Raw genomic sequence first — 24836 nt, 5'->3', positions numbered from 1 at the left:
ACGGCGACGCAGACGCCTGTTGCGATGACTCCATTCTAGTGCGACGGCCTGGCGGGCGCTAGCCGCATCTCGTCCGCCGCCCATAGACTTTAGCGTCGGGAGCCGATCAGCGCCGCTTAGGCGTCCAGGCCCAGATCATTTCCGCCATAACCGGCTCTTTGTCTTCACTGTCGGTAATAGCGACCGCCACCGTGACCTCGCCCTTTTCAAGCGTCTGAATGGCGTGTATCTGCTCCTCTGTCAAATGGGCTTCTGCGCGCATGTCGCCTTTCGCCCGTTTCACATAGTCCAGCTTCATGGTTTTAATAACTGGAACAGCGTGGTCCGGCACGTTCATCCCCACCAAAAAGCCCGTGGCTGACTCTGCAATCAGCGCATTGGCGACAGCATGCACGGAACCAATGTGATTCCGCACCGCGCGACGATTTTTCAGCGTAATGATACAGCGATGCCCGGTAAGCTCTTCTACTACAATTCCCGTGGTTCCCGCGTATTTCACCACCTTCCCGAAAAACAGAGTCAAGGCTCTGCTACGGGCGATCTCCGGCAACAAATTAATTTTGCTGACAATAGACATTAATTTATTCATGTTCTTAACCTGCGTTTATTATTGGCCCCCAGGCGACGAAACCGATCACAGAGGGGGTAAATGACCTTCAGTCAGTTTTGCCGCCGGGCTATAATGCCCTTTCACACCCAAACAGTTAAGGACTATGCAATGAGTGACTTACAAAAAGCGTTCGAAGAAGCGCTCAATTACGTCAAAACCGCCGAGGGCGACTTCTCTCCCTCCAATGAAATGAAGCTGGAAATGTATGCGCTGTATAAGCAGGCCAGCGAAGGCGATGTCAGCGGCTCCCGCCCCGGCATGATGGATTTCGTGGGACGCGCAAAATACGACGCCTGGTCAAAGTTGCAAGGGGTTTCCAAAGATGAAGCGATGCAACGTTATGTCGACGTGATCGCCGACTTGAAAAAGCGCTACAGCTAAGCGCTTGCAGGGAAACGACGCTGTGTTCGTTTCCCTTGTCACTCCCCAGATTACGCCTTTTCAACACCCGAACTAACAAAAAATTTAACCGGCAAAAGTTTGCAAAAGCTTCATCAAACCATCTTTGCAGGCAACATTTCGTTGTAATAGAATTTACTGATAATTATAAAAAGAAGAACCAGCGAGGTTATCGTAATGGAAACTGCTGAATTACTGTTGCCGAACGAACCTGAATTTATCTGCCAATTGAAGCAGGCGATTGAATCGCAGGGCTTCAGTCCCCGCACCGAGCACTCCTACCTGCATTGGATTTATCGCTTCATATCCTTTAATCATAATCGCAGCCCGAAAGAGCTTGGAGAAAAAGACGTGCGTCGCTTTCTGCGTTATGTCGCCACGACGCTGAGCGCTTCGCCCGCACGCTGCAAACAGGCGTTGAAAGCACTGCGCTTCATGTATCAGGATGTGCTTAAAAAACCATTGCCGGACCTGGACGATATGCAGCCCGCCTAACGAGAGACATCCGGCCTGCAATCAGCGTTCTGTCGTAATCAGATAGTCGTAATTATGAGTCGTCGGCGTCACTGGCGTGAAGCGAGGCTGTGGAGTGTCAGTGGGAACGGACAACGCCCGAAACTCATCCTGTGTTTCCCGTTTTTCGGCTTGCGCAGAGCTCTCTTTCAATTCAAAAGGGGCTTCGGTCTCTTCTCCCGCCGTCGGAGCGTCCAAAGAGCCGCCGATTACTGCAGCGGATAAAGCAGAGGGGTCCAGAGACTGCAGTGGAAAGTTTTCCAGCGTCGACTTTTCTTTATATCCCGTCTGAACGGCAGCGCCCTCCGCAGCCATAGCCTGACTACAGAAACAAAAGGAAGTAATAACAGACAATAATATTTTTCTTGTTGTGAACATGACGATCCCCAGCAAATATTGAACAGGGTGTCGTTCTATTCTATTGACGATGCAGGCGGGTTCACCGCCTTTCGCCGTCATTCGTGACCAAGTTCACAGGGGGATTTACATTTCCAGGCGGATGTTATCGACAATCATCCACTTGGCGCCGTAATCATGGGTCGTAAAGATGAAGAAATTACGCACATCGGCAACGTCCAGACGACGACCGGACTTAGTCATGGTCCACTCGTCAAAATCCAGGGTGTAATGATTCCATCCTTTCTTAGCCTGTAGACGGATATTGACCCGGTCTTCAAATTTATCTGTCGGCATATCCAGATAAAAACCGTCGTCCAAACGAATGGCCACGTGCATGTCCTTCTCTGCGTATACGGAGAGCGCTAATTTGGAATAGCCTGTCCAGTCACGTGGAAATTCGATGAAGGAAGCGCCGGGGAATACATCCTGCTTGCGCAGTTCAATATAAAGCGCCTGTTCGCCGTGGCTCGCCTGCTCACGGGTAAGCTTGATCACCCGCCCTGTCCAGCGCTGACGATCGCGGGGGGTTTCAAAGTCCGCCAGCACCGGAAACTCTGCACTTTGATGAAGTGAAATGTTTACCGCCTTCGCCACGGGCAAGCATGTGTATAAAAAAGCGGCTATAGCCAAAAGACAACGAAGCACGACGAAAAAGCGGTGGCGCACGCCCTCCGCCGGCATCACCAGCATCAATCCCATCAGAGCGCCGGCGACATCTGCGAATACATCTCCCCAGGAAGGCGAGCGGCCGATTTTCGCCTGAATTAACTCCACAACGCCGGCGAATATAAACGCCGCCACAGGCGTCAGCAACCACAGCCTATTGGCGCCGAATCGGCGTATCTGCGGCAGACGCAGCGCCAAAGCCACCACTACGGCGGTCCAGACGACATGGCCGAAATCCCATAACGCGTTGTACAGCATAGAGGAGCTTTTGTGAGGCCCCACATCCGCGAACAATAAATACAGGCCGGCGACAAACGCCAGACCGAACATCCAATGAAATTTACTTCTCTGAACAGACGCCTCTGGCGCAGTCGCATACATCATAGTCACCCAGCGAAACTAAAGGCGTTAAGCGCCGCAATACTCAATTTCAATTACAAAATAAGACTTTCTGCCGGAAGGCGTCGTCACTATCGCCTCATCGTCCACCTGCTTCTTCAACAGCGCTTTCGCCATAGGAGAGTCAACACTGATGTAGCCTTTTTGAGCGCCGATCTCATCAGACCCAACAATGCGGTAACGGTGTTCATCACCCTCTTCGTCTTCCAATGTCACCCATGCCCCGAAATAGACGCGGCTCTGATCTTCCGGCGGTCGATCCACCACCTTGAGTTCATCCAAACGCTTGGTCAGATAGCGGACGCGACGATCTATTTCCCGCAATTGTTTTTTGCCGTAGATGTACTCGGCGTTTTCACTGCGATCGCCCATAGCGGCCGCTTCGGATACGGCTTTAGTCACTTCCGGACGTTTTACTTTCCATAAATACTGCAGCTCCTCCCGCAATACGCGTTCGCCTTCCGACGTAATATAACGGGCTTTGGGTGGGCCGGGGGGACGGTAACGACTCATCTTAAATTCTCACGCTGGACTCGGCGCGCTCAGGGAGAGCCGCGCTTGCCTTTTTTGAAGAGATAAGCGCCACTGAAAGCTGCAATCAATCCGCCGAAATAGCCCACTATGACCACATACGAAGGAATAGACACCGCGTCGCTCTCTCCGCCTCCGGAACTGAGGGCGAACTGCATGACAGTCAACAGCCCCCACATAGCCAAGACATGCCAATATTCAAGGTAGCCCGCCATCCTGGCCGTCAGATATCCCGCCAAGCCATCAAATGCAATGCCTACGCCCATCAGAAGCGCCATTAATCCAAATGCGTCGCTGGGATTGCCAATCAGCGCCTCCAGGTCCTCCTTGGTAGCGCCTCCCGCATGCAGCATCGCCAAATAAAAACCGCTAATTATGTTGAAAGCGATGAATGAGCCGCCAATATCAAAAACAGTCCCTAGGATGACTGCCCGGAAATTCAACGTCATAAGAAAATTAACTGCCGTTTATGCATAGTAAGTTGACTGACGCCATGCAGCCCTCGTTCTATCGCAATAATAAAGTAAGGGGGCGAAAGCGCTGATACAGGGTCAAATTCTATCGCGGCGGACAAAAAAAATCCCCTGCAAAACAGGGGATAATCTAGGCAGTGGCTAACGCTCTTAAAAAAAACAACACTCAAGGGCAGGACAACAACTACGTCAACAAGCACATAACAAAAAACAAACTTAAAACACTGTGCTTTGCGCGTTTGGGTGAAACCTTCTTTTCACCATCCTTGGAGCTAAGACTACGGGATGGCTTATTGCCTCAAGGTGGATTAATTATTAACCTTTTTTAAAGGGCGAAAAGATCTCTAGATATGACTTAACTTTCTGTTTTCACGAGAAATTCAGGGATACTTGACTTTCATCATAAAAAATTCCCGTTTTCCTGCATTCAGTAGTTGAATTTAGGGTTCAGCCACTGTTATTGTCACGAACTAATCTGATGCAATTGGAATACCCCAGGTTAGATAGAGCTAATGCGCCCAGTCAGGCCCCCCGAAGAAGTTGAACAACTTAAAAGGAATATTCTGGATGTGGCCCTGCGCCTCATCGTTCAGGAAGGATTCGCCGCCCTCACCATGCGCAGGCTTGGCAAAGCCCTCGGCATGACCGCGCCGAACCTCTACAACTACTACCAAAGCAAAGACGAAATCTACGTCACCCTGATGATTCAGGGCTTCAGCAAGCTACGCGCTTATCTGATGAAAAGAGCGGAAGCGGAGCAGGACGCCATTTCCCGTGGACGCGCCATCATGCGCGGCTACATTGAGTTTGGCCTCAGCCAGCCTGAGCACTACGAGCTGATGTTCTCTTCCCACGCGCCTAAATTCAGAGAGTATAAAGGGACGGATATTGAGCCTCTGTCCAATCAGGAATATGCGCTTTCCATGGAAGTGGCCAATTTTGCAGAGACTTGCCTGCAATCTGTTCTGGATCGAGTTGGCTTAAATGCATCCAGCGATCAGCGTCGCACCATGTTGATCGAGCTATGGAGTCTGTTGCATGGCATGGTCAGCCTGCATTTGACAGGCAACACCGCCTATCTGACGGATACGCCGCTGGAAACTTACGAACATATATTGGATTTATTACTACAGCGCTTCGTGGACCGCCACCGTGCGCAGCAGAGTTAATCAACAGCACCCGGGCGGACTTACAACCCGTTGCTGAGAATGGAAAAATTAGGTTGTCCCCTCTATTTTTTGCAGGTAGGTTCTGCACAACTTCCATCACCTATCCTAGCGGACAGCCCAGGGAAAAATTCATCATGAAAACCCAAGATATTCTCAATAATGCTTTGAACGGGCTCGATTATATCGGCTACCAACTGGAACATTACGGCGTCACTGACAAGATAAACCGCCACGCCGTCCTGGCCTACATCATGGCGGAGCAAAAACACCTTGAAGGCGAACTGGATAGCATTAGCGCTCGCGTAGGCGTGCAGAAAGCCAGAATTGAGCGGGCGCGCAAACAAGTGGAAGGCCTTGTGAATACGACTTTGGAAACGGCCGCCTATCCGCTCAAGCAGACCTTGAGCCTGATAAGATCCCGTCTAAACTGATTCTTTTACAGAAAACAGGCTTCGATAGAGGATAAAGGGGCGCTTTATCCTCTGAGCTTATCCTCAGCCCGGTAGCGCCGGCGTCTTCCCTGCTGATTCTTGCTCCGTGGCTGTCGCAGCCGGCAGCGCTTTGGGTAAAGGCAGCTTCATCTCCGCCCGCAACCCTGGTTGGTTATCACGCAATTCCAATGCGCCTTTGTGCATCTCGCACACAGCCTTCACCATACTCAAACCCAATCCGTTGCCTGGCAGTCCGCGTGTCTTGTCTACCCGATAGAACCGCTGCACCACCTTGTCACGCTCATCCTCTGAGATACCGGGGCCCTCATCCCATATGCTGATGACGGCTTGGTCAAAAGCACGCAGTCTCACGCCGACGTTGCCGTTCACCGGCGTATACTTGATGGCGTTATCCAGCAAGTTGGCGATGGCCTGGAACAGTAAGTCACGGTCGCCTTTTACGATGATGCCCTGAGCAAGGTCCAGCGATAGCGTTTGCGACTTATCCGCCGCCAGCGCTTCATAAAGCTCTACCGCGTCCGCCACCAAACCATGCAGATCCACCTCGGAGAAATTAGCGCTGTAGCCGCCGGACTCGATGCGCGCAATACGCAGCAACGCATTGAACGTCTGCAATAGCTGATCCGCCTCGCCGATGATTTCCTGCACCACGCCGCGGGCGTCTTCAGGCAAGTCTTTCTGGCATAACAACTCCAGCCTGCTACGCACACGCGTTAATGGCGTTCGCAGATCATGTGCAATGTTGTCAGAGACGTGACGCACTCCCGCCATCAGGGCCTCAATCTGGTCCAGCATGCGATTCAAGTGATCCGCCAACTCATCGAAGTCATCGCCAGAGCCGCGCACAGGGACGCGCAAGGACAGATTTCCCTGCATAATCTGCCGGCTGGTGTGGGTAATCGCCTCAATTCGTCGTCGCGTACTTTTCGCCAACGCGACGCCCCCCAGGAACGCCAAGCCAAGAGTTATGGCTACGCCCCAAGTCAAAGAGCGCTCTATCAACTCCCGCACCCGAAACAGATCAAAAATATCCCGCCCCACCAACAAGCGATATCCACCCCGTAGCGTAAACACTCGCGCGCGCGCCATATGAGGGGCTGCGAAGCGGCCTCCTGAGCGGTTCAAATAAAAACCGATCCAACCGTCTTCATCCTCCACCAATGCCGGCCATTCATTCAGATTGCCCGCCAGCGGCTGCAGGTCGGAATTGACCAGCAGATACAATGATTCGCCTTGAGGATCGTTCAGTACACGCTCATTCATGACGCTGACCATGCCGCGCAGCCCCTGCCGCCGGTATTGCTCAGCCAATCCTTGAATCTCAGCCTGGATGGTTTCGTCGAACTGGGCGGACATGAAACCCACCGTCGCCCAGTAAATGAAGCCTAGAAGGAAGAGTACAGAGGCTGCGAAGAGCAGCATGTACAATATTGCGAACTGAAATGCCGAGGTGCGTAATAGCTTAGGCAGCTTCACGTAGGACGTACCCTGCTCCACGAATGGTGTGCAACAAGGGTGTCTCAAAATCCTTATCGATCTTGGCCCGCAGACGGCTGATATGAACATCGATAACGTTGGTTTGCGGATCAAAGTGATAATCCCACACTTTCTCCAGCAACATGGTGCGCGTCAGAACCTGACCGGGATTGCGCATAAAGTATTCCAACAAACGGAATTCTCGCGGCTGCAAGTCAATGGACAAGCCGTTGCGTTTGACTGTTCGCGCCAACAGGTCCATTTCCAGATCCGCCACTTTCAGAGTAGTGACCACGTCCTGTTGCTGCTGGGAACGACGCAGCAAAGCTTCGATACGCGCCAATAACTCGCTGAAAGAGAAGGGTTTAACCAGATAATCGTCGCCGCCGGCGCGCAAACCTTGGACACGATCGTCGACTTCGCCAAGCGCGCTCAGCACCAGTACCGGGGTTTTGGAGCCGCCCGCGCGCAACATGCGCACGACGGACAAACCATCCAGCTCCGGCAGCATGCGATCCACAAGAAGCAGATCATAACTTTCGGTTGTGGCCATATGCAGGCCGGTTTTTCCGTTGTCAGTGGCGTCCACCACATATCCGCTTTCTTTGAGTCCCTTACTCAGATAGGCAGCTACATCTTTATCGTCTTCAATAACTAAAACTCGCATTTTTCATCCCCGTCTCTTCACTACCTGATACCACTACAGAAACAGAAGTTCCTTGCCAACAGCGTCTGAACTCACCTGCCCCGCGCCCGCTTGATTTGCTCGTAGGCGGTGCGGATCTCCTGAGTTTTCTCCGTCGCTATCTTAACCATTTCCTCCGGCAGGCCCTTCGACACCAGCTTATCCGGATGGTGCTGACTCATCAGACGCCGGTAGGCTTTCTTAATTTCATCATCAGTAGAGTTTTCATTCACTCCCAGCGCGGCGTATGCGTCCGATAGACTCGGCGTCTTTTCTTTCGCGCCGGCGTGGAAACCTTCCTGGGCGTATCGCTGTCTGGCGATAGCCATCGCCAGCAAGCCTTCAAATTGATGACGGCTGAATCCCAGTGTTTCAGCCACTTCACGCAGTATACGTTGTTCGTTGGCGTGCAGATCCTGATCCGCCAGCGCTGTCGCCAGCAATATCTCCAAAAACATCTGCAGTAAGTTGGCGCGACGATGGCATTCATCCCGGAACTGAAGTAGCACTGCTTGCAGGTCGAATTCCGGCTGTTTACCGCGATTGAACAGTTCGATCGCCAACTTTTCCTGTTCCGGATTCAATTGCATGCCGGCCATGATGTGGCGCGCCGCCTGTATTTCCACCTCACTGACGCGTCCGTCAGCCTTGGCCACATGCCCCATTACGCTAAACACGGCGGTGAAGAAGGCCGTTTGCACCCGCTCCTGGTCGCCTGCGCCCCAATTCGGCGGCGCCAACTCGATCCGCTGTACGCCGACGTCAAAACTATGTCCGATTGCCGCGCCGAGCAGCCCCCCTAAGGGACCACCTAATGCATATCCAAATGCGCCGCCAATAACTTTTCCCCACCAGCCCATTAAATTCCAAATCTCCAATCGTCGTCTGATGCTAATTTATTAAGCTGGTAGTTCATTATTTACCCATTGCGTAGTCTAGGTATCGGGAAAATAAACGCCCAGTTAAGATTTAGTAATTTGGGGGCGGCGCCGACTAATGCAACCATTCCAGCGTTTCCCGCGTGTTTCCGAGGGGAATATACTCTGCGCTGACCCACCCTTGGTAACCCATTTCGTCAAGCTGGGAGAAAACGTACGCAAAATTAATTTCACCAGTCCCTGGTTGATGACGCCCTGGATTATCGGCGAACTGAATATGTCCAATGGTATCGAGATGGTGCTTGATGGTCCGCACCAAATCCCCCTCCATCACTTGCATATGATAGATATCATATTGATATTCAATATTTTTCACGCCTGACAGCTGAATCGCACGCAGCGCGCTGTCCGTGCTGCTTATCAGAAAACCGGGGACATCCAGACTGTTGATCGCCTCCAATGTCAGCACAATGCCTTGTTCATCCAGCTTATGCGCCGCATAGCGCAAATTCTCGATCAGCGTGAACCATGCCTGTTCATCGCTTACTGCCGCCGGCTTTATCCCCGCCAGACAGTTCAACCTGGGAGAGCCTAGCGCTTTGGCGTATGCAATAGCTAACGCCACCCCTTCCCGAAACTCTTTCTCCCGTCCCGGAATGCATGCGATGCCCCGCTCGCCGGCATCCCAATCGCCAGCAGGTAAGTTATGCAAAACCACACTGACTCCTGCACTCTGTTTTCTGGCGGACAGTAACGCTTTATCCCAGGCATAAGGGAACTGTATTTCCACACCTGTGAAGCCAGCTTGAGCCGCCGCGGAGAAACGTTCCTCCATAGGTACGTCCACAAACAGCATGGACAGGTTGGCGGCGAACTTAGGCATCTTTCCGTCTTCCATCAAGACGAACCTGATTAAGCGCTTCTAAGTGCAGCAATAGCCCACTGTGGTCCACATTCTCATACCCGGCTTCCAGCAAGGCCTGATACTCCTCGAAAACCTGTCCGGTGAGAGGCAGCGTCAGTCCTTCCGCTCTGGCCTCATCGAGGATCATGGTCAAGTCTTTGTGCTGCACTCTGGCTGTCGCTCCTGGCTGGAAGTCGCGCTCCAGCATTCGGCGACCGTGTAAATCCAAGATACGGCTTGATGCGAATCCCCCCAGCAACGCCTCGCGCACGGCCACCGGATCAGCGCCGCCTTTAGCGGCCAACATCAAAGCTTCCGCCACAGCGCCAATGGTGATTCCCACAATCGCCTGGTTGGCGAGCTTCGCCAGTTGTCCAGCGCCGTGAGGACCAATGTAAGTGGCCTTACCCAACGCCCTGAAGACAGGCTGGGCTTTGTCATACTGACGGCGCTCTCCTCCAACCATGATCGACAAAGTCGCCTGCGCCGCCCCCACGGTCCCGCCTGAGACTGGCGCATCCAAGTGAGCCACACCTCTTGTTTTCAGATAAGCAGCATGCTTACGCGGTAAAGAAGGCGGAACAGAGCCCATATCGATGAGTAAAGCCCCTGCCGCAACAGCATCTGCAACGCCCTGCCGCATCAGGATGTCGTCAACCACCGGACCATTTTCCAGCATCAGGATAACGACATCCGCCTTTTCGACAGCCTGCGCAGGCTCGTCAGCAATGTGCGCCCGCCCAATAAACGCCTCGGCTTTCGACCGCGTGCGATTCCATAGCGTTAGCGAATAACCAGCGTCCAGCAAATTCTCCACCATGGGCGCGCCCATCAAGCCGAGGCCAAGAAAAGCGATATGCATGGGTATTGTTTCCTCCAAAAGTGGGCGGCGGAATTACTGCAAAAAAAAAACCGCCATACGGCGGTTTTTTTCAATAGCTGGCGTCGCTTATGCTTCAAGCATCAGCTTAACCTTTTTCATCGCATTCTTTTCCAACTGGCGTATACGCTCAGCGGAGACGCCGTATTCATCAGCAAGCTCATGCAGAGTGGCTTTGTTTTCAGCCAACCAGCGCTTTTGTATGATGTCTTTGCTGCGCTCATCCAACTGGGTCAACGCGTCGTGGAGACGACTGTTGGAGTCTTCTTCCCAGTTTTCATTCTCCAGCATCATCGCCGGATCATAACGGCGGTCTTCCAAATAGTTTGCAGGAGCCTTGAACGCCGTTTCATCGTCTTCATCCGCGCCTGCGTCAAAAGACGTGTCCTGTCCAGCCAGCCTGCTTTCCATTTCCCGTACGACGTGGGTATCGACGCCCAAGTCCTCCGCAACGGCTTTGGCTTCATCATTGGTCAACCATGCCAGACGCTTTTTGGCGGAGCGCAGGTTAAAGAACAGTTTGCGTTGCGCTTTGGTGGTCGCCACTTTGACGATACGCCAGTTACGCAATATGAATTCGTGAATTTCCGCCTTAATCCAGTGCACAGCAAAAGAAACCAGACGAACGCCGAACTCAGGGTTGAAGCGTTTAACCGCTTTCATTAATCCAATATTCCCTTCCTGGACCAAGTCAGCCTGAGACAGACCATATCCGGAATAACTCTTGGCGATATGCACCACAAAGCGAAGGTGAGCCATAACTAACTGTCTGGCTGCGTATAAGTCCTCGTTTTGGTGGAAACGTTCCGCCAATTCGCGCTCTTCTTCAGCGCTGAGAACAGGAATGCTGTTTACCGCGTGAACGTATCCCTCCAGATTCCCTACTGGAGCAAGCATTTCTACAGGCCGTAAACTGGTACCCATTCAAAATCTCCAATTATCTTACTCGACGTGAAAATATAGCACTTGATGATTAGACTGCCAACGCAGTCGAAAGTTCCCATTGTAACGAAATGTAACGCCACCATCGACTTTACCGTCTGCGTCTGCAAGCCTCTGCGAACCTATTCCTATCCAGGCCGCCGCCCGCACTGGATTACAGGGCTTAACTGTAATTAAGTCCGGCTGCCATTATTTCAATAGCTGGACGGTATTAAAAATTGGTCATTTAGGCTCAATATCATCCAAATGCCGTCTTACTGCGAGCCAGGCGCCGCCACATCCCAGGAAACACCCCGTCAACAGCAGCAACGAAGAGGCTTCAATCGACAGGCCGGACAAATTGAAGCTACTGTAATACAACGCCGCCAACTGGTTCACTGGTCCGCTCAGCCAAAGCAGCGCCATATTCACCAATAACCAGGCTAGTAAAGCGCCGCCTACGCCATACCAAAAACCGGTATACAAAAACGGCCTGCGTACAAAGGGATCGGTTCCCCCCACCAGCTTAACCACCAGAATTTCTTCTTTACGGTTCTCTATCGCCAACCGGATGGTATTGCCGATAATCAGAATCACCGCCAGTCCTAATAAGGCCCCTATGGCCAGGGTGCTGCGCCCCAACACCTCAAACAACGCATTCAAGCGTTTCACCCATTGCAGGTCCAGTTGCACATTATCCACTTCAGGCAGCTTGGACAGCGATTCCGTGAACGCCTGCACCTTTTCCGCCTGCCCATACTCTGGCGCGGGTTGCAATACAATCACCGCCGGCAACGGATTGTCGTCCAGATAAGCCAGGACATCCCCCCAGCCAGACAGAGACTTGAACTCCTCCAATGCCTGACTACGGTTGATGAACTGCATCGACTGCACCTCAGGACGTTCTTTGAGCTTCTGCGATAATTGGTACGCGGCTTGGTCGTCCACATCTAACTTCATGTATAGCGATATCCGCGACGCACCCTCCAGCCCCTCCGTCAATCCACCCAAATTGCCCAGCATGACAAACAAACCGGACGGTAAAGCCAGCGCCACAGCGATCACCAGCCATGTCATCAGGCTGGACAAAGGGCTCCGTATCAAACGCATTAAGCTGTCGCGGGCGGTCAGGCGGTGGTGGGAAAAATAGGCTTCCAGGCCGCTTTGCTCCAATCCCGCAGAGGCGCCCTGCCGCGGCGGCGCTTCCGCAGGCGGAGGAGGCGGCTGTTTGCGACCCGATCTTGAAGGACTGGCTCCGCGCGGTATGTTTTCTTTCATATTCTTTTATTCTCTTCGCTCGGGAGTTTTCAATCAGCCGCGCCCGGCCACCAACTGGCCATGATCCAGTCGCATAACGCGATGCTTCATATGGGAGATCAGCGCCAAATCGTGGCTGGCGATCAGCACGGTCACCCCAACCTGGTTAAACTGCTGGAACAGCCGCATGATCTCGGCGGACAACTCAGGGTCCAGGTTTCCTGTAGGCTCATCGGCGAGCAGCAACGGCGGCTTGTTCACTACCGCCCGGGCGATGCCCACCCGCTGCTGTTCTCCTCCCGATAAAGTAATAGGCAATGAATTTTCTTTCTTCAGCAGCCCTACCTTATCCAGAGACGCACGCACCCGTCTTCCGATCTCTCGGGATGAAACACCCGCGATTTCCAACGGCAACGCCACATTTTGAAATACAGTGCGATCAAACAACAAATGGTGATTCTGAAACACCACGCCAACATGACGACGGAAGTAGGGAATTTGCCGACGGGGAAACTTCTCAAGGTTTTGCCCGCCAACATAAATTCTTCCCTGATTGGGACGCTCCATAAGCATGATCAACTTGAGCAGTGTGCTTTTGCCCGCGCCGGAGTGCCCGGTCAGAAACGCCATCTCACCGCGCCGCAATGAGAAGCTGACCTCAGACAGGGCTTCAAAGCCGCCACTGTAGCGTTTTGAGACCCGATCAAAGTGGATCATGCTGTCGCCGATCATAAGTTTCCTCTTTGCGTCATCGCCTTGCCCTTCAGGCTTCGGTTTTATGCGTCAAACAGCGCATCCACAAATTCGCTCGCATCAAATGGGCGCAAATCGTCAATGCCTTCGCCTACCCCGATATAACGGATCGGCAATCCGTGCTGTTTGGCGATGGCGAACAAGATGCCGCCTTTCGCCGTGCCATCCAATTTGGTGATGGCGATACCGGTGACGCCGACCGCCTGACGGAACAACTGAGCCTGGCTCAGCGCATTCTGTCCTGTACCCGCGTCCAGCACCAATAGCACTTCATGAGGAGCATCCGGGTCATGTTTCTTGATGACGCGAACCACTTTCTCCAGCTCGGCCATCAGATTCTCTTTGTTCTGCAGCCGCCCCGCCGTATCAGCGATAACAACGTCCACTCCTCGCGACTTGGCCGCCTGTACCGCATCGAAAATGACCGAAGCGCTGTCCGCGCCGGTATGTTGCGCGATAACCGGCACATTGTTGCGCTCCCCCCAAACTTGTAGCTGCTCCACAGCGGCGGCGCGGAAGGTATCCCCGGCGGCCAGGACGACAGAGCGGCCTTCCTGCTGGAATTTATTGGCCAGCTTGCCGATCGTGGTGGTCTTGCCGACGCCGTTCACGCCCACCACCAGAATCACATAAGGGGTTTTATTTTCTATTTGCAAAGGACTGCAGCATGGCTCCAGCAAGCCGCGGAGCTCTTCTTTCAAGGCGTCATACAGCGCTGATGAGTCCTTTAACTGGTTACGATCAAGCTTTTCAGTAATCGCCTGGGTAATCTGGGTCGTGGCTTCAATGCCAACGTCGGCGGATAACAACAGGGTTTCGATTTCTTCCAGCAGCTCTTCATCTATCGCCTTGGAGCCGGCGAACAGCGCCATAAGATTCTGGCTGAACTGGCCACGGGTCTTGCTCAATCCAGAGCGCACTCTCGTCAACCACCCGCCGACAGGCTCCTGCGGCGCGACCTCTTTTACAGGCGCGGGCTGTGTTTTTGTCGGCGTTACGCCCTTTGCTTCAGCTTTTTTCTGCGTCTCAGGCGGGCTCAGTTCGAATGAGCGCGGACGCGGAAGGCTATTTCTACGGGACAGAACGTCGGCGATCAATAACAATACCGACAGCCCCATCAGGGCCATAAACACATAGTTGATCATTGAATGCATATCAGAGATGTCCAAAACTTAGGCGAAGATGCAAATGGGGCCCTATTCTATTAACCTGCGATGTTCGTACGCAAGGCTAACGGCCCTACCCGCTTCGCCACGCCCAGACATTGGCGATAAAATTGCGGACGTTACGCCCCAAACGCCTGGTTATTTTTATTTCATTCGGACCACACACATAGCATGAGACATAAAGGCAAGTCCGCCCCTGAGTTGGGCCAATTGCGCATTATCGGCGGCTCCCATCGAGGAAGAAAACTGACATTTCCCGCTTTGGATGGAGTCCGTCCCACTCCTGATCGGGTACGGGAAACACTATTCAACTGGCTAATGCCTATATTTCCCGGCCCTCGCTGCCTGGACGTGTATTGCGGTAGCGGCGCACTGGGATTGGAGGCGCTTTCCCGCGGCGCGGCGGATGTGACCTTTATCGACCAAAGCCCAGTGATCGCATCTCATTTAAAAAGTCAGATTCAGCTTTTACGTGCAGATAACGCCAGCGTGGTGAACGCAGACGCCCTGAATTGGTTAAGAGCGGCGTCGCCGGACAAACCCTGGGAGGTTGTATTTCTTGATCCGCCTTTCAGAAAAGAGTTTCTTGCTCCCGCCCTGCAAATCCTGGCGGAAAGAAAACTGCTGGCAGCAAACGCCTATGTATACGTCGAAGCAGAGGTAGAGCTCAATCCGCTTCCACTGCCTCCCGGCTGGGCCATTTCCCGTCACAAGACAGCCGGACAAGTGCAATATGCATTATGTCTGGTCCGCCAGCCAGACTGATTCTTAGCGGCGCTCACTACCGGAGAGCGCCGCACTCAGACTTTCATCTTCAGTAAACGGCTATCATGGATATGCGGGAAGACTGTAGCCGCGAGCGATAATATGCTCCCAAATATTGGCTTCCGAGTCAGATACTGTCATTAAGTCAAAATCCAATGGCGAACCGCCGTCCACAACATTCACGGTACTGGCGTTTTCATCACTTAGATCGCCATCCAGATCCCGGTCATATAAGAAAGCGCCGCCTGCATACATACAGATGTTGGTTGGCGCATAGGTAATGTCGGACGAGCCGTCGCTGGAAACGATGTACTTGTCGCTGGCCGAGTCATAGGTCAGAAACTGTCTCTGCGCATACTGACTAAACTCAGTCGGGCTATGATCATTTCCCGGACCGGCCCAGTTGCAGATAAATCCGTTAATTTGACCGCTAAGGCTATCCTGAACTCTGTCGCCAAAACCAAAGTAGGCTTCGCCTCCGGCCGTGGTCTCTATACCTATATCCAAAATCCGCGCATGGGAGTCGCCTGAACCCGCCTGCCACGAATAGGAATAGAGGCCCAGCAGACTGTCGGTATTAAACTCAGCAGTAAATACATTGAAGTTGTCCGCCCACGCCCCACCCGGATCAACAGCAAAGGCCTCACTTAATACCGTAGAGGAAACCAGATTATCCCGGATATCCGCCGCCGGCGTCGTACTGGCCCAGCCACAGGCTGTGGCGCTTCTTGATTGCAAAGTGACGTTGGTGGAACCCGTTTTTTTGTAATGCACCGAGCCATTGTGGGAGACATTGTTATCTCCCATCCCGCAATTACCGCCGGCGAAGACATCTTCTACAAGATAGGAAAAAAGTCCTTCGAACAAGCCTGCATCACGATCAGTAATGGCATGCTGCAAGTTCAAGGAGATATTGCGCCCCCCAGATCCGTCGTCGTAGCTTACGGACAAACTGTAAGACCAGACAGAGCCGCCTGCATCCAGGCTTATCACCGCACTGTTAAAGGTCATACTGCTCAGACTCAACGCATTCAGCTCAGCCGTCAGGTCGACACTCGTTCCCGGGCTGATATCGTCCGGCCAGGTCGCGCCAGTGGACTCGTAAACCGCCACCATGCCCGCCAACGTCAGCATCCCCATGCCTACACGCGCCTGGACATCCCGCATTCGCGCGTTCAACTGGGCCGCCGCACAGGCTTCGCCGTCTGACGTACTGGCGTTCCAAATACCCAGATCTCCACTCGGCAACTCGCCCGAACCAAGGTCGCCCATCCCCGCATCAGGGTGATTTTGCCACTTTAACGTCGGTCCGTAGCAGGAGGCGTCGCCGCCGCGTCTAAAAAACGCCGTCGAATCAAAGCTGGCGGCCAACGCCAAGTCCCCGCTCAGAACCCGTGATATCGCCGCAGAAGTTTCTGTGTAAGCGCTTGACGACGCTACCGCCAACGAGGAAACCCCCGCGCTGGGAAGTTCCTTTTGTCGCCATTTGTCGCCAACACTTAGCGCGCCCAGACCACTGGAGGCGTCCACCGGACTTGCTACGGTCACGCCAGAAGGGAACTCCACCGTAGCAGACACGCTTCCGCTACTGTCGCTACTTGAGGAGTTGTTGTCAGAGTCACACCCGCCAAGGGAGAGAAAAGAGACCAAGAAAATATATAAGAGAGACCTGACTGTTCTTTCGCTTTTCATGTTTCCTCCTGATAGATGAACAGCGCAAAGTGCGGCGGACTGATTCTCGCCTGAATCAGAGGAAAGTATGGTCAAAGATTGGGGAAAGAGGAGAAAAAAGACCGGCTTCCGCCGGTCTTTTTAGAGATATGTCTGGCAGCGGAAACCGCTATCGCGCCACAGCAGGCGCAGGGACCAATGAGAAGGACTTCAGCCAGGCGGCAAACTCCTCCAGGTGACGTACCCCGCTTTGCTCCGCCTGATGACACCATTCACGCAAAGCTGCAACTTTATCCTGATATTGCATACCGGGCTGACGCTTCCAAATCGCTTGTAGTTCTTTGCTCTTATGATAGATCATTTGCAGCGTTTCATGCTTCGCCAGCACTTCCTGCAAGCAGTGATGTTCTTGCGGGTGAATCAGCGATTCTTCCCGATACATCAGCTTACGGACTTTTTGCAACAATGTGCGCTCCTCCGGCGGGAGCTGCAGTTTGCGCTCATTCAATAACGGCGCCAGCACTTTCTTCCGATATTGCACCATGACCTGAAAACGATTGTTGGCGATAGCCATCAACGTGTCCACATCCAGCAGCGACTTTCCGGGCACTTGATGTGCGATAGGGCCGACAGGCTTGGCTTTGGCCAATCGTAGAAACTCAAAAATCTTTATCCACATCCAGCCAATGTCAAACTCCCAAGGCTTCACGGAGAGCTTGGGCGAGTGCGGATAGGTGTGATGGTTGTTGTGCAATTCTTCGCCGCCGATGAAAAAGCCCCAAGGCGAGATATTTCTGGCGTTGTCAGTGCATTCAAAATTGCGGTAGCCAAAGAAATGCGCAATTCCGTTGATAACGCCAGCGGCGAAGAATGGAATCCACATCATCTGCACCGCCCACACAGTAATGCCCTTGGCGCCGAACAATAGCAGATCAATCACCGCCATGACGGTAATGCCAATCCAGTTATAGGGGGCATAAAGATTACGTTCCAGCCAGTCATCCGGGGTGCGTTGCCCGTAGCGCTTGAGGGTTTCCTCCGTAGCGCCGGCTTTATAAAGCTCCGCGCCGCTCCAGAATACGGTCTTCAGCCCTTTCTTAACCGGGCTGTGCGGGTCTTCTTCAGTCTCACACTTCGCGTGATGCTTACGGTGCACAGCTGTCCATTCTTTCGTAATCATGCCTGTGGTCAGCCACAGCCAGAAACGGAAGAAGTGCGCTAACGCCGGATGCAGATCAATGGAGTTATGAGCCGAATGGCGGTGTAAGTAAACGGTGACGCTCACAATGGTGATTTGCGTAAGAATCAGGGTCGCCAGGACGGTTTGCCAAGCAGTCAGCCCCAGCAGGCCTTCATACCACATGTGGAAATCTCTCTTGTTGTATCCCGAAATTTGAGCGTACAAGTGTACGCTAAACTTTGCGCGCCCGCATATTAAAGTTTGTAAGAAATTACTGAAAAACCGGCGTGAAACGGGACAATGTTCGCACTCTGAAAACTGCAATTACAAAGGCTAACCCAAGCCATTTCGCGGAAGTTCTCTATAGGTTTTTCACACTCTCATGGTTAGACTGTTGTTTTTACTCGGTGAATGCCTAACGTTACAGAGGTCACGCTCAGTCGGTGGTCTTCTCCTCCCAACTCAATTCGAAATAAAGGTTTGCCCCGTGCCAGAATTACCTGAAGTGGAAACTACCCGTAGAGGCGTTGCGCCCCACATCACTGGTAGAAAAATACTCCAAGTAAATATCTATGAACCACGCTTGCGCTGGCCCGTACCAATGGACTTGCCCGCCGCGGCGCAGGGTAAAACGGTGTTGAATGTCACCCGCCGAGCCAAGTATCTGTTGATCAACCTTGGGGACGATGAGCTGCTCTTTCACTTAGGAATGTCCGGCAACCTACGCATCGTGGCGCCGGAAACCCCGCGAATGAAGCATGATCATGTGGATATATTGCTCGAAGGCGATATCACCTTGCGTTACAACGATCCACGGCGTTTCGGCTGTCTGTTGCTGCTAAATCCGCCAACGCAAGAACATCCCCTGCTGAAACATCTCGGCCCTGAACCCTTGAGCGACCAGTTCAGCGGAGAACTCCTGTACAAGCGCTCTCGCCAACGCAAGTCACCAGTCAAAACCTTTCTGATGGATCAAGCCATTGTTGTCGGCGTTGGCAACATCTACGCCAATGAGGCGCTATTCCTGGCGGGTATTCGCCCCACTCGGGCAGCTGGCGAGGTTAGTCTCAAACGTTATCAGGTTCTGGCGGAGGCAGTCAGAAAAGTACTAAGCGACGCGATCAACATGGGCGGCGCCACTTTGCGGGATTTTGTAGGCGGAGACGGCAAGCCCGGTTACTTTCAGCAGACGTTGCGCGCCTATGGACGAGGCGGACAGCCCTGCACGGTATGCCAAACGGAACTCAAGGAAATCAAACTAGGCCAGCGGACCAGTGTATTCTGCCCTTCCTGTCAGCGCTAGGGTATAGACATTTTTTATCGCTGAGGTGCAATGGGAGAATGTCACAAACTCAACAAAAAGCGTCGACAGGGGCGCGGCAAAGTTAGAAAATACACAAAATATTATGGCAAAACAGCTGATTCTTTTTTAGAAAGTTTTCAAAAGCCTGTTATATTTGTCTTAATAGATAGACTATTGGATTTGTTAATTGGGAGAGTTCACCCATGCGCCAGACGCTTATTCGTTGGATTAGTATTGTTGTCGCCACTGCAGCCTTCATCATGCCTACTGCAGGATACAGCGAAATCGTGGAGGAAAAGCCATCCGCGTTGGCCATGACCGGTGACGCTCTGTTCGCCCGTCCAGTGCTGTTCGGCATCACTGTCATTGGCTCCGTCGTTTACGTAGCTTCACTGCCCTTTTCCGCTTTGGGTGGAAACGCAGGGGAAGCGGCGGAAACCTTAGTTATCGGCCCAGCCAAAACCACATTTGTACGCTGTCTGGGGTGCACCCAGGTTGGCCGTAAGGAGAAAGTAGTGACTTTGGGTGACGAGGGCGCACAAAACTAAGTCGACCGCTGACCGCCCACATAAATGAAAAAGCCGGCAATACGCCGGCTTTTTCATTTTACCGCCCATGTGTATGGCCGGCCTTTCGCAATTAGAGCACCAGCTCTTTCCAAACCTCGCCATCGTCGGCGATAGCATGAAAATGCGGATTTAAGATGCTTTCTTTAGTGTTGTAGCGTAGCGGCTTGTATTCAGCGTCCACCATAACCCCGCCGGCTCCTAGCAGCACCGCATGCGCCGCAGCGGTATCCCACTCAGAGGTTGGCGCCAATCGGGGGTACCAATCCGCTTTACCTTCCGCCACCAGACAGATTTTCAGAGAACTGCCGATGCTCTTGCGCTCCAGTTTCGCAAAGCGCGCTTCCGCTTTATCCAACATAGGCTGCAGCGCTTCGCCTCCATGACGACGGCTCGCCACCACTATGACTCCCGCTTCTGGATTCAACTTGCGGGCGGCGATCGCATGAGAAGCGCCATTCTCCGCCAAAAATGCAGCGGCGTCGCCATCCAGGCTCCAGCCATAATATAGCTGGCTCCTAACAGGCACATACACCCAACCAGCAACCGGAAAGCCTTCATGGATCAGCGCAATATTGACCGTGAACTCACCATTGCGGTTGATAAACTCCTTGGTGCCGTCGAGCGGATCGACCAGCCAATAAGTCGTCCATTGGCGGCGTTCTTCGTAGTCCGGCAAGGTAGACTCCTCTGACAGCACAGGAAACCCTTCCGGCATCTTACGCAGGCCTTCCGCAATAATGGCGTGAGCTCTGCGATCCGCCAGGGTCAATGGAGAATCGTCGTCTTTGGTGGTGATTTCAATGGATTCCGCTTTTTCGTATACATCGAGAATCGCTGCGCCGGCCGAATCCATAATCCCTTGAATTTCGGCGTGCATCCGCTCAATGGTGTTTTTATCTATCATGTAACCTTGTCCTGATGGGAAGGGGGACGACGCCATCTTTGCGCGCGCCTGTCCTGTACTCTTTGAAAGAGTTACAATCTAACAGACTTACTCATGAAGTAAAGAAGGTTATTACATGCTGGATTGGAGCGCCATCGACACTATATTGCTTGATATGGATGGCACACTACTGGACTTACATTTCGACAATTTTTTCTGGATGGAGCACCTGCCAAAGCGCTTGGCGGAGCTTAAAGAGCTTCATCCGGAAGTGGTGAGCAAGGATCTGCTTAAGAGAGTCCGACTGCTGCAGGGGCAGCTGAATTGGTACTGTCTCGATTATTGGAGCCGAGAGCTGGAAGTCGATATCCCTACACTGAAAGAAGAAGTCCGACATCTAATTGGCTATCGCCCCTTTGTTGAGGAGTTTCTCAAGGCAATGCAGGACAGTCATCACCGTGTGGTGATGGTGACCAATGCCCATCGCAAAAGCCTTGAACTCAAGTTACGCCAAGTCGACTTAACGCCTTATTTTGACAACATTGTCAGCTCTCACGACTTTGGCGTTCCCAAAGAGGACGTTGCGTTCTGGAGCCGCCTGCAGGAGGTGGAGCCTTTCCAGCCGGACAGAGCGGTATTGATAGACGATAGCTTGCCGGTATTGCGCTCAGCCAAAGAGTACGGCGTCGCGCACTTGCTGGCTGTGCTACACCCGGACAGCAAACGTCCCGCAAAAGAAGAGACAGAATTTAAAGGCATTCTGCACTTCGACCAGATTTTGCCTACCAACGTCTTCGTCAACAGTAAAGCTTAGAGACAGGTAATAAATGAAGGGGCAGGCTTCAGCGACAGAACACAAAGTGCGGTTGGATAAATGGTTATGGGCCGCGCGCTTTTACAAAACCCGCACCCTCGCTAAAGAGGCCATAGAAGGCGGCAGGGTGCATTATAATGGAGCCCGCGTTAAGCCCGGACGAGTAGTTGAAGCAGGGGCGGAGGTCACCCTTAAACAAGGCTGGTCGGAAAAGACTGTACTGGTATTGGATATCTCCGAAAAACGCGGCCCGGCTCCCGTGGCGCAGAAGCTATATCAAGAAACGGAAGCCAGCGTCGAAAAACGCGAGCAACTGGCCTGGCAGCAGAAGCAGATTCAGGCGGCGCAATTACCGCCGGCGCGCAGGCCGACCAAGAAGCAACGGCGTATGATCCACCGCTTCAAAGAACAAGCTGAACACGATTAATATTGATTAGAGCAGGATATTTCCTCACTCATGAAAGCCGATTTACTGCAACGCTTTATTTTTGACGAACTGGACATCCGCGGCGAGCTGCTGGTCCTGAAAAAAACCGTGCAGGATGCGCTGTCCCGCCATGATTACCCACAGGCGATCCAGTCCTTACTGGGTCAAGCCTTAAGCGCAGGCCTGCTGCTAAGCGCGACGCTCAAAATCAAAGGCGACACAACCCTGCAAGCCACCGGTGAAGGCGAGTTGCGTCTGTTGATGGCGGAAGCGACCCACCGCCGCACCGCCCGCGGCATCGCTCGCTGGGAAGGCGCGCCGGACAGCACGTCATTAAAGCAGTTGCTGGGAAATCGCGCCGCTCTCGCGATAACCATTGCGCCTCAAAATGGTCAGCGCTATCAAGGCATTGTTCCCCTGTCTTCAGATTCACTTTCCGCCTGCCTGGAAGAATATTTTGAACGCTCCGAGCAGTTGGCGACCAGAATCTGGCTATATGAATCCAACGGATGCTGGGGCGGACTGCTGCTGCAACAACTTCCCGCAGCCCGTGGCGGCGAGTACTCCGCTGAAAACTGGGAGCGCATTGTCGCGCTATCCGCCACGTTAACGGCGGATGAGCTATTCAGCCTGCCGGCGGAAGAAGTGCTGCATCGTTTGTTCCATGAGGAATCCGTCAGAGTGCTTCAGGAAGAGCCCGCCAGTTTCTGGTGCTCCTGCTCGGAGGAGAGAACCCTTGAAGTGGTTAAGTCTCTAGGCCGAGAAGAAGCCTTCTCTATCTTGGACGAAAGCGGAGAAATAGAGATGAACTGCCAGTTTTGCCTGCAACGCTACAGCTTTGGCCGCGAGCGTATAGAGCAATTATTCGACTCCCCCACCCTTCACTGAACCTGACGCTCGCGCGAACCGTTTCGCGCGCCCCGGCCAGCCCCCACAGGGCGGGCCGGAAACGCACGCAGGACTAGGCCTTACGCACACCCGGAAACTGTCGTCTTTTCAACCTGCTTTTGGCATAATAGCGCCCCTGTTTGCGATAACGCAGCGCGTCCCGAGCATAACAAAACTTAAAAGAACGGCGGCGTCTGCGCCTATGATTGTTATAATGAGGGCGAGGTTAAGTGAGCAATATATATACAGATCTTAGTTCAGCCGAGTTGGTTGAACAGGCTATTAGCCGTAAAGAAGGCCGTATGGCCGCCAACGGCTCCCTGGTGGTCAACACCGGAAAACGAACGGGACGCTCCCCAATGGACCGTTTCATCGTACAGGAGCCCAGCACTGCGGATGCTATCGACTGGGGCGCGATTAACCGGCCCTTCGATGCAGAGAAATTCGACGCACTTTGGGACCGCGTCGAAGATTACATCTCCACCCGCGACCGATTCGTTTCCCACCTGCACGTAGGCGCTGATCCCGAGCACTACTTACCCATAAAAGTCACCACCGAAACTGCCTGGCACAACCTGTTTGGCCGTAACCTGTTCATCCGCCCCGAGCGTTACAACCCGGCGGACAAACAAGAATGGCAGGTGATGAACATTCCAGACTTCGTGTGCGAGCCTGAGCGCGACGGAACCAACAGCGATGGCGCCGTAATCATCAACTTTGCGCGCCGCAAAGTTTTGCTGGCGGGCATGCGCTACGCGGGTGAAATGAAAAAGGCGATGTTCTCCGTACAGAACTTCCTGCTGCCGGAAAAAGACGTACTGCCCATGCACTGCTCCGCCAATGTCGGCGAAGACGGTCAGACATGCCTGTTCTTCGGCTTGTCCGGCACCGGCAAAACCACGCTGTCCGCTGACGAGTCCCGTTTTCTGATCGGCGATGATGAGCATGGCTGGGGTCGCGGCACTGTTTTCAACGTGGAAGGCGGCTGTTACGCGAAGTGTATTGATCTAAGCCAGAAAAACGAGCCGGTTATCTGGAACGCTATTCGTTTTGGAGCCATCGTCGAGAACGTCGTCATTGACGATCAAGACCGCACGCCGGACTATACTGACGTGTCTCTAACCGAAAACACCCGTTGCGCCTACCCGCTTGAGCATGTGGAAAAGCGCGTGCTGGAAAATCGCGCAGGCGAACCGTCCGCTATCGTCTTCCTGACTTGCGACATGACCGGCGTATTACCTCCCGTGTCTATCCTCAGCAAAGAAGCGGCGGCTTATCACTTCCTGAGCGGCTACACCGCGTTGGTGGGTTCTACCGAGATGGGCTCCAGCTCCAAGCTGAAGTCTACTTTCTCCACGTGCTTTGGCGCACCGTTCTTCCCTCGCCCTGCAGGCGTTTACGCTGAGCTGTTAATGAAGCGTATGGAAGAATTCGGCAGCAAGGTTTACCTGGTCAACACTGGCTGGACCGGCGGTCCCCACGGCGTAGGCAAGCGCTTCAGCATTCCTGTGACCCGCGCCATTATCAGCGCCATCCAAAGCGGAGAGCTGGCGGATGTCGAAACTGAACACTTAGAAAAGCTGAACCTGACCGTTCCCAAAGAACTGGAAGGCGTAGACAGCGTACTGCTGAACCCGCGCAACACTTGGGCGGACAAAGAAGCGTACGACGCCAAGGCGCAGGATCTGATCCAACAGTTCGTGGAGAACTTCAAAAAGTTCGATGTTTCCGACGCTATCCGCGCAGCGGGTCCTTCTTTGGACTAAGCGACGGCTCTTTCAAAAAACCCGGTCCGCCGGGTTTTT

28 protein-coding genes are annotated in these 24836 nt (G+C 53.2%); 11 read left to right on the top strand and 17 right to left on the bottom strand.

Annotation, left to right across the window (positions count from 1 at the left end; translation table 11 throughout):
- Positions 1–106: 106 nt before the first annotated feature.
- Positions 107–589, bottom strand: coding sequence for a DUF4442 domain-containing protein (locus tag HCH_RS02695; protein WP_011394570.1), 483 nt, complete (start codon positions 587–589; stop codon positions 107–109).
- Between the two features lie 129 nt (positions 590–718).
- Between HCH_RS02695 and HCH_RS02690 the strand changes: the two genes are divergently transcribed.
- Together HCH_RS02690 and HCH_RS02685 are read left to right on the top strand one after the other, a co-directional pair.
- The gene (locus HCH_RS02690) at positions 719–991 is read left to right on the top strand and encodes an acyl-CoA-binding protein (protein ID WP_041598379.1); all 273 of its coding nucleotides are present in this window, start codon (positions 719–721) and stop codon (positions 989–991) included.
- Positions 992–1186: 195 nt separating this feature from the next.
- Positions 1187–1504: a site-specific integrase gene (locus tag HCH_RS02685; protein ID WP_011394568.1), complete on the top strand. Its 318-nt coding sequence runs from the start codon at positions 1187–1189 to the stop codon at positions 1502–1504.
- 21 nt (positions 1505–1525) lie between these two features.
- Here the strand turns inward: HCH_RS02685 and HCH_RS02680 are convergent, their stop codons facing one another.
- The 4 genes from HCH_RS02680 to HCH_RS02665 form a co-directional block, all read right to left on the bottom strand.
- On the bottom strand, positions 1526–1837 hold the full coding sequence (locus HCH_RS02680; RefSeq protein ID WP_041598378.1) for a hypothetical protein: 312 nt from the start codon (positions 1835–1837) through the stop codon (positions 1526–1528).
- A gap of 168 nt (positions 1838–2005) precedes the next feature.
- Positions 2006–2971 (bottom strand): VanZ family protein, encoded by a 966-nt coding sequence (locus HCH_RS02675; protein WP_148212449.1) that lies wholly within the window; start codon positions 2969–2971, stop codon positions 2006–2008.
- A 24-nt stretch (positions 2972–2995) separates the two neighbouring features.
- Complete coding sequence (greB, locus tag HCH_RS02670; protein WP_011394565.1) at positions 2996–3499, bottom strand: transcription elongation factor GreB; 504 nt, start codon at positions 3497–3499, stop codon at positions 2996–2998.
- 29 nt (positions 3500–3528) lie between these two features.
- Complete coding sequence (locus HCH_RS02665) at positions 3529–3876, bottom strand: hypothetical protein (RefSeq protein WP_158304919.1); 348 nt, start codon at positions 3874–3876, stop codon at positions 3529–3531.
- Positions 3877–4502: 626 nt separating this feature from the next.
- Between HCH_RS02665 and HCH_RS02660 the strand changes: the two genes are divergently transcribed.
- Together HCH_RS02660 and HCH_RS02655 are read left to right on the top strand one after the other, a co-directional pair.
- Positions 4503–5159, top strand: a complete 657-nt coding sequence (locus HCH_RS02660; protein ID WP_011394562.1) for a TetR/AcrR family transcriptional regulator — start codon at positions 4503–4505, stop codon at positions 5157–5159.
- Between the two features lie 134 nt (positions 5160–5293).
- Complete coding sequence (locus tag HCH_RS02655) at positions 5294–5590, top strand: hypothetical protein (RefSeq protein WP_011394561.1); 297 nt, start codon at positions 5294–5296, stop codon at positions 5588–5590.
- 63 nt (positions 5591–5653) lie between these two features.
- On the opposite strand, the gene HCH_RS02650 is transcribed toward HCH_RS02655, so the two are convergent.
- From HCH_RS02650 to ftsY, 9 genes are all read right to left on the bottom strand, one after another.
- On the bottom strand, positions 5654–6967 hold the full coding sequence (locus HCH_RS02650) for a sensor histidine kinase (RefSeq protein WP_238384960.1): 1314 nt from the start codon (positions 6965–6967) through the stop codon (positions 5654–5656).
- Between the two features lie 106 nt (positions 6968–7073).
- Positions 7074–7754: a response regulator transcription factor gene (locus HCH_RS02645; RefSeq protein WP_011394559.1), complete on the bottom strand. Its 681-nt coding sequence runs from the start codon at positions 7752–7754 to the stop codon at positions 7074–7076.
- A 71-nt stretch (positions 7755–7825) separates the two neighbouring features.
- A complete protein-coding gene (djlA, locus tag HCH_RS02640; RefSeq protein ID WP_011394558.1) occupies positions 7826–8632 on the bottom strand; it encodes a co-chaperone DjlA in 807 nt (268 codons plus the stop codon).
- Positions 8633–8765: 133 nt separating this feature from the next.
- Positions 8766–9533, bottom strand: a complete 768-nt coding sequence (gene hyi, locus HCH_RS02635) for a hydroxypyruvate isomerase (RefSeq protein ID WP_011394557.1) — start codon at positions 9531–9533, stop codon at positions 8766–8768.
- Positions 9526–10416 (bottom strand): NAD(P)-dependent oxidoreductase, encoded by an 891-nt coding sequence (locus HCH_RS02630; protein WP_011394556.1) that lies wholly within the window; start codon positions 10414–10416, stop codon positions 9526–9528. Before HCH_RS02630 ends, hyi begins: the two co-directional genes overlap by 8 nt.
- An 87-nt stretch (positions 10417–10503) precedes the next feature.
- Positions 10504–11358 (bottom strand): RNA polymerase sigma factor RpoH, encoded by an 855-nt coding sequence (rpoH, locus tag HCH_RS02625; RefSeq protein ID WP_011394555.1) that lies wholly within the window; start codon positions 11356–11358, stop codon positions 10504–10506.
- Between the two features lie 240 nt (positions 11359–11598).
- Positions 11599–12633, bottom strand: a complete 1035-nt coding sequence (gene ftsX / locus HCH_RS02620; protein WP_011394554.1) for a permease-like cell division protein FtsX — start codon at positions 12631–12633, stop codon at positions 11599–11601.
- Between the two features lie 33 nt (positions 12634–12666).
- On the bottom strand, positions 12667–13329 hold the full coding sequence (gene ftsE, locus HCH_RS02615) for a cell division ATP-binding protein FtsE (protein WP_041599165.1): 663 nt from the start codon (positions 13327–13329) through the stop codon (positions 12667–12669).
- Between the two features lie 59 nt (positions 13330–13388).
- On the bottom strand, positions 13389–14519 hold the full coding sequence (ftsY, locus tag HCH_RS02610; RefSeq protein WP_011394552.1) for a signal recognition particle-docking protein FtsY: 1131 nt from the start codon (positions 14517–14519) through the stop codon (positions 13389–13391).
- A 183-nt stretch (positions 14520–14702) separates the two neighbouring features.
- On the opposite strand from ftsY, the gene rsmD reads away from it, so the two are divergent.
- Complete coding sequence (rsmD, locus tag HCH_RS02605; RefSeq protein WP_011394551.1) at positions 14703–15296, top strand: 16S rRNA (guanine(966)-N(2))-methyltransferase RsmD; 594 nt, start codon at positions 14703–14705, stop codon at positions 15294–15296.
- A gap of 63 nt (positions 15297–15359) precedes the next feature.
- On the opposite strand, the gene HCH_RS02600 is transcribed toward rsmD, so the two are convergent.
- Together HCH_RS02600 and HCH_RS02595 are read right to left on the bottom strand one after the other, a co-directional pair.
- Positions 15360–16844, bottom strand: coding sequence for a hypothetical protein (locus HCH_RS02600; RefSeq protein ID WP_158304918.1), 1485 nt, complete (start codon positions 16842–16844; stop codon positions 15360–15362).
- Between the two features lie 292 nt (positions 16845–17136).
- Entirely contained in the window at positions 17137–18330 is a 1194-nt protein-coding gene (locus HCH_RS02595) for a DesA family fatty acid desaturase (protein ID WP_011394549.1), read from the bottom strand.
- A 304-nt stretch (positions 18331–18634) separates the two neighbouring features.
- Here HCH_RS02595 and mutM point away from each other — a divergent pair, with 304 nt between their 5' ends.
- Positions 18635–19450 (top strand): bifunctional DNA-formamidopyrimidine glycosylase/DNA-(apurinic or apyrimidinic site) lyase, encoded by an 816-nt coding sequence (mutM, locus tag HCH_RS02590; RefSeq protein WP_011394548.1) that lies wholly within the window; start codon positions 18635–18637, stop codon positions 19448–19450.
- 203 nt (positions 19451–19653) lie between these two features.
- Entirely contained in the window at positions 19654–19998 is a 345-nt protein-coding gene (locus HCH_RS02585; RefSeq protein WP_011394547.1) for a hypothetical protein, read from the top strand.
- 91 nt (positions 19999–20089) lie between these two features.
- On the opposite strand, the gene cysQ is transcribed toward HCH_RS02585, so the two are convergent.
- Positions 20090–20923 carry a 3'(2'),5'-bisphosphate nucleotidase CysQ gene (cysQ, locus tag HCH_RS02580; RefSeq protein WP_011394546.1) on the bottom strand — a complete coding sequence of 278 codons (834 nt, stop codon included), beginning with the start codon at positions 20921–20923 and terminating at the stop codon, positions 20090–20092.
- A 115-nt stretch (positions 20924–21038) separates the two neighbouring features.
- On the opposite strand from cysQ, the gene yrfG reads away from it, so the two are divergent.
- The 4 genes from yrfG to HCH_RS02560 all read left to right on the top strand — a co-directional run bounded on the left by yrfG (position 21039) and on the right by HCH_RS02560 (position 24797).
- Positions 21039–21716, top strand: coding sequence for a GMP/IMP nucleotidase (gene yrfG, locus HCH_RS02575; protein ID WP_011394545.1), 678 nt, complete (start codon positions 21039–21041; stop codon positions 21714–21716).
- Between the two features lie 13 nt (positions 21717–21729).
- Positions 21730–22143, top strand: coding sequence for a ribosome-associated heat shock protein Hsp15 (gene hslR, locus HCH_RS02570; RefSeq protein ID WP_011394544.1), 414 nt, complete (start codon positions 21730–21732; stop codon positions 22141–22143).
- Between the two features lie 30 nt (positions 22144–22173).
- Entirely contained in the window at positions 22174–23031 is an 858-nt protein-coding gene (gene hslO / locus HCH_RS02565; protein WP_011394543.1) for an Hsp33 family molecular chaperone HslO, read from the top strand.
- A 230-nt stretch (positions 23032–23261) separates the two neighbouring features.
- Positions 23262–24797: a phosphoenolpyruvate carboxykinase gene (locus HCH_RS02560; protein ID WP_011394542.1), complete on the top strand. Its 1536-nt coding sequence runs from the start codon at positions 23262–23264 to the stop codon at positions 24795–24797.
- Positions 24798–24836: the final 39 nt, after the last annotated feature.

Source organism: Hahella chejuensis KCTC 2396, assembly GCF_000012985.1.
GTDB lineage: Bacteria > Pseudomonadota > Gammaproteobacteria > Pseudomonadales > Oleiphilaceae > Hahella > Hahella chejuensis.
Note: the sequence above shows the minus strand (reverse complement) of the source record. Positions and strands in the feature narration are given on the sequence as shown.

Coding starts and splice junctions, on each gene's coding strand:
- greB (WP_011394565.1), bottom strand. CDS start 3,499: ATGAGTCGTTACCGTCCCCCCGGCCCACCCAAAGCCCGTTATATTACG.
- HCH_RS02685 (WP_011394568.1), top strand. CDS start 1,187: ATGGAAACTGCTGAATTACTGTTGCCGAACGAACCTGAATTTATCTGC.
- rsmD (WP_011394551.1), top strand. CDS start 14,703: ATGAGACATAAAGGCAAGTCCGCCCCTGAGTTGGGCCAATTGCGCATT.
- HCH_RS02675 (WP_148212449.1), bottom strand. CDS start 2,971: ATGATGTATGCGACTGCGCCAGAGGCGTCTGTTCAGAGAAGTAAATTT.
- cysQ (WP_011394546.1), bottom strand. CDS start 20,923: ATGATAGATAAAAACACCATTGAGCGGATGCACGCCGAAATTCAAGGG.
- ftsY (WP_011394552.1), bottom strand. CDS start 14,519: ATGCATTCAATGATCAACTATGTGTTTATGGCCCTGATGGGGCTGTCG.
- rpoH (WP_011394555.1), bottom strand. CDS start 11,358: ATGGGTACCAGTTTACGGCCTGTAGAAATGCTTGCTCCAGTAGGGAAT.
- hyi (WP_011394557.1), bottom strand. CDS start 9,533: ATGCCTAAGTTCGCCGCCAACCTGTCCATGCTGTTTGTGGACGTACCT.
- yrfG (WP_011394545.1), top strand. CDS start 21,039: ATGCTGGATTGGAGCGCCATCGACACTATATTGCTTGATATGGATGGC.
- HCH_RS02645 (WP_011394559.1), bottom strand. CDS start 7,754: ATGCGAGTTTTAGTTATTGAAGACGATAAAGATGTAGCTGCCTATCTG.
- hslR (WP_011394544.1), top strand. CDS start 21,730: ATGAAGGGGCAGGCTTCAGCGACAGAACACAAAGTGCGGTTGGATAAA.
- HCH_RS02695 (WP_011394570.1), bottom strand. CDS start 589: ATGAATAAATTAATGTCTATTGTCAGCAAAATTAATTTGTTGCCGGAG.
- HCH_RS02690 (WP_041598379.1), top strand. CDS start 719: ATGAGTGACTTACAAAAAGCGTTCGAAGAAGCGCTCAATTACGTCAAA.
- HCH_RS02595 (WP_011394549.1), bottom strand. CDS start 18,330: ATGTGGTATGAAGGCCTGCTGGGGCTGACTGCTTGGCAAACCGTCCTG.
- HCH_RS02655 (WP_011394561.1), top strand. CDS start 5,294: ATGAAAACCCAAGATATTCTCAATAATGCTTTGAACGGGCTCGATTAT.
- HCH_RS02660 (WP_011394562.1), top strand. CDS start 4,503: ATGCGCCCAGTCAGGCCCCCCGAAGAAGTTGAACAACTTAAAAGGAAT.
- HCH_RS02650 (WP_238384960.1), bottom strand. CDS start 6,967: ATGTCCGCCCAGTTCGACGAAACCATCCAGGCTGAGATTCAAGGATTG.
- HCH_RS02680 (WP_041598378.1), bottom strand. CDS start 1,837: ATGGCTGCGGAGGGCGCTGCCGTTCAGACGGGATATAAAGAAAAGTCG.
- HCH_RS02585 (WP_011394547.1), top strand. CDS start 19,654: ATGCGCCAGACGCTTATTCGTTGGATTAGTATTGTTGTCGCCACTGCA.
- djlA (WP_011394558.1), bottom strand. CDS start 8,632: ATGGGCTGGTGGGGAAAAGTTATTGGCGGCGCATTTGGATATGCATTA.
- ftsE (WP_041599165.1), bottom strand. CDS start 13,329: ATGATCCACTTTGATCGGGTCTCAAAACGCTACAGTGGCGGCTTTGAA.
- HCH_RS02630 (WP_011394556.1), bottom strand. CDS start 10,416: ATGCATATCGCTTTTCTTGGCCTCGGCTTGATGGGCGCGCCCATGGTG.
- hslO (WP_011394543.1), top strand. CDS start 22,174: ATGAAAGCCGATTTACTGCAACGCTTTATTTTTGACGAACTGGACATC.
- ftsX (WP_011394554.1), bottom strand. CDS start 12,633: ATGAAAGAAAACATACCGCGCGGAGCCAGTCCTTCAAGATCGGGTCGC.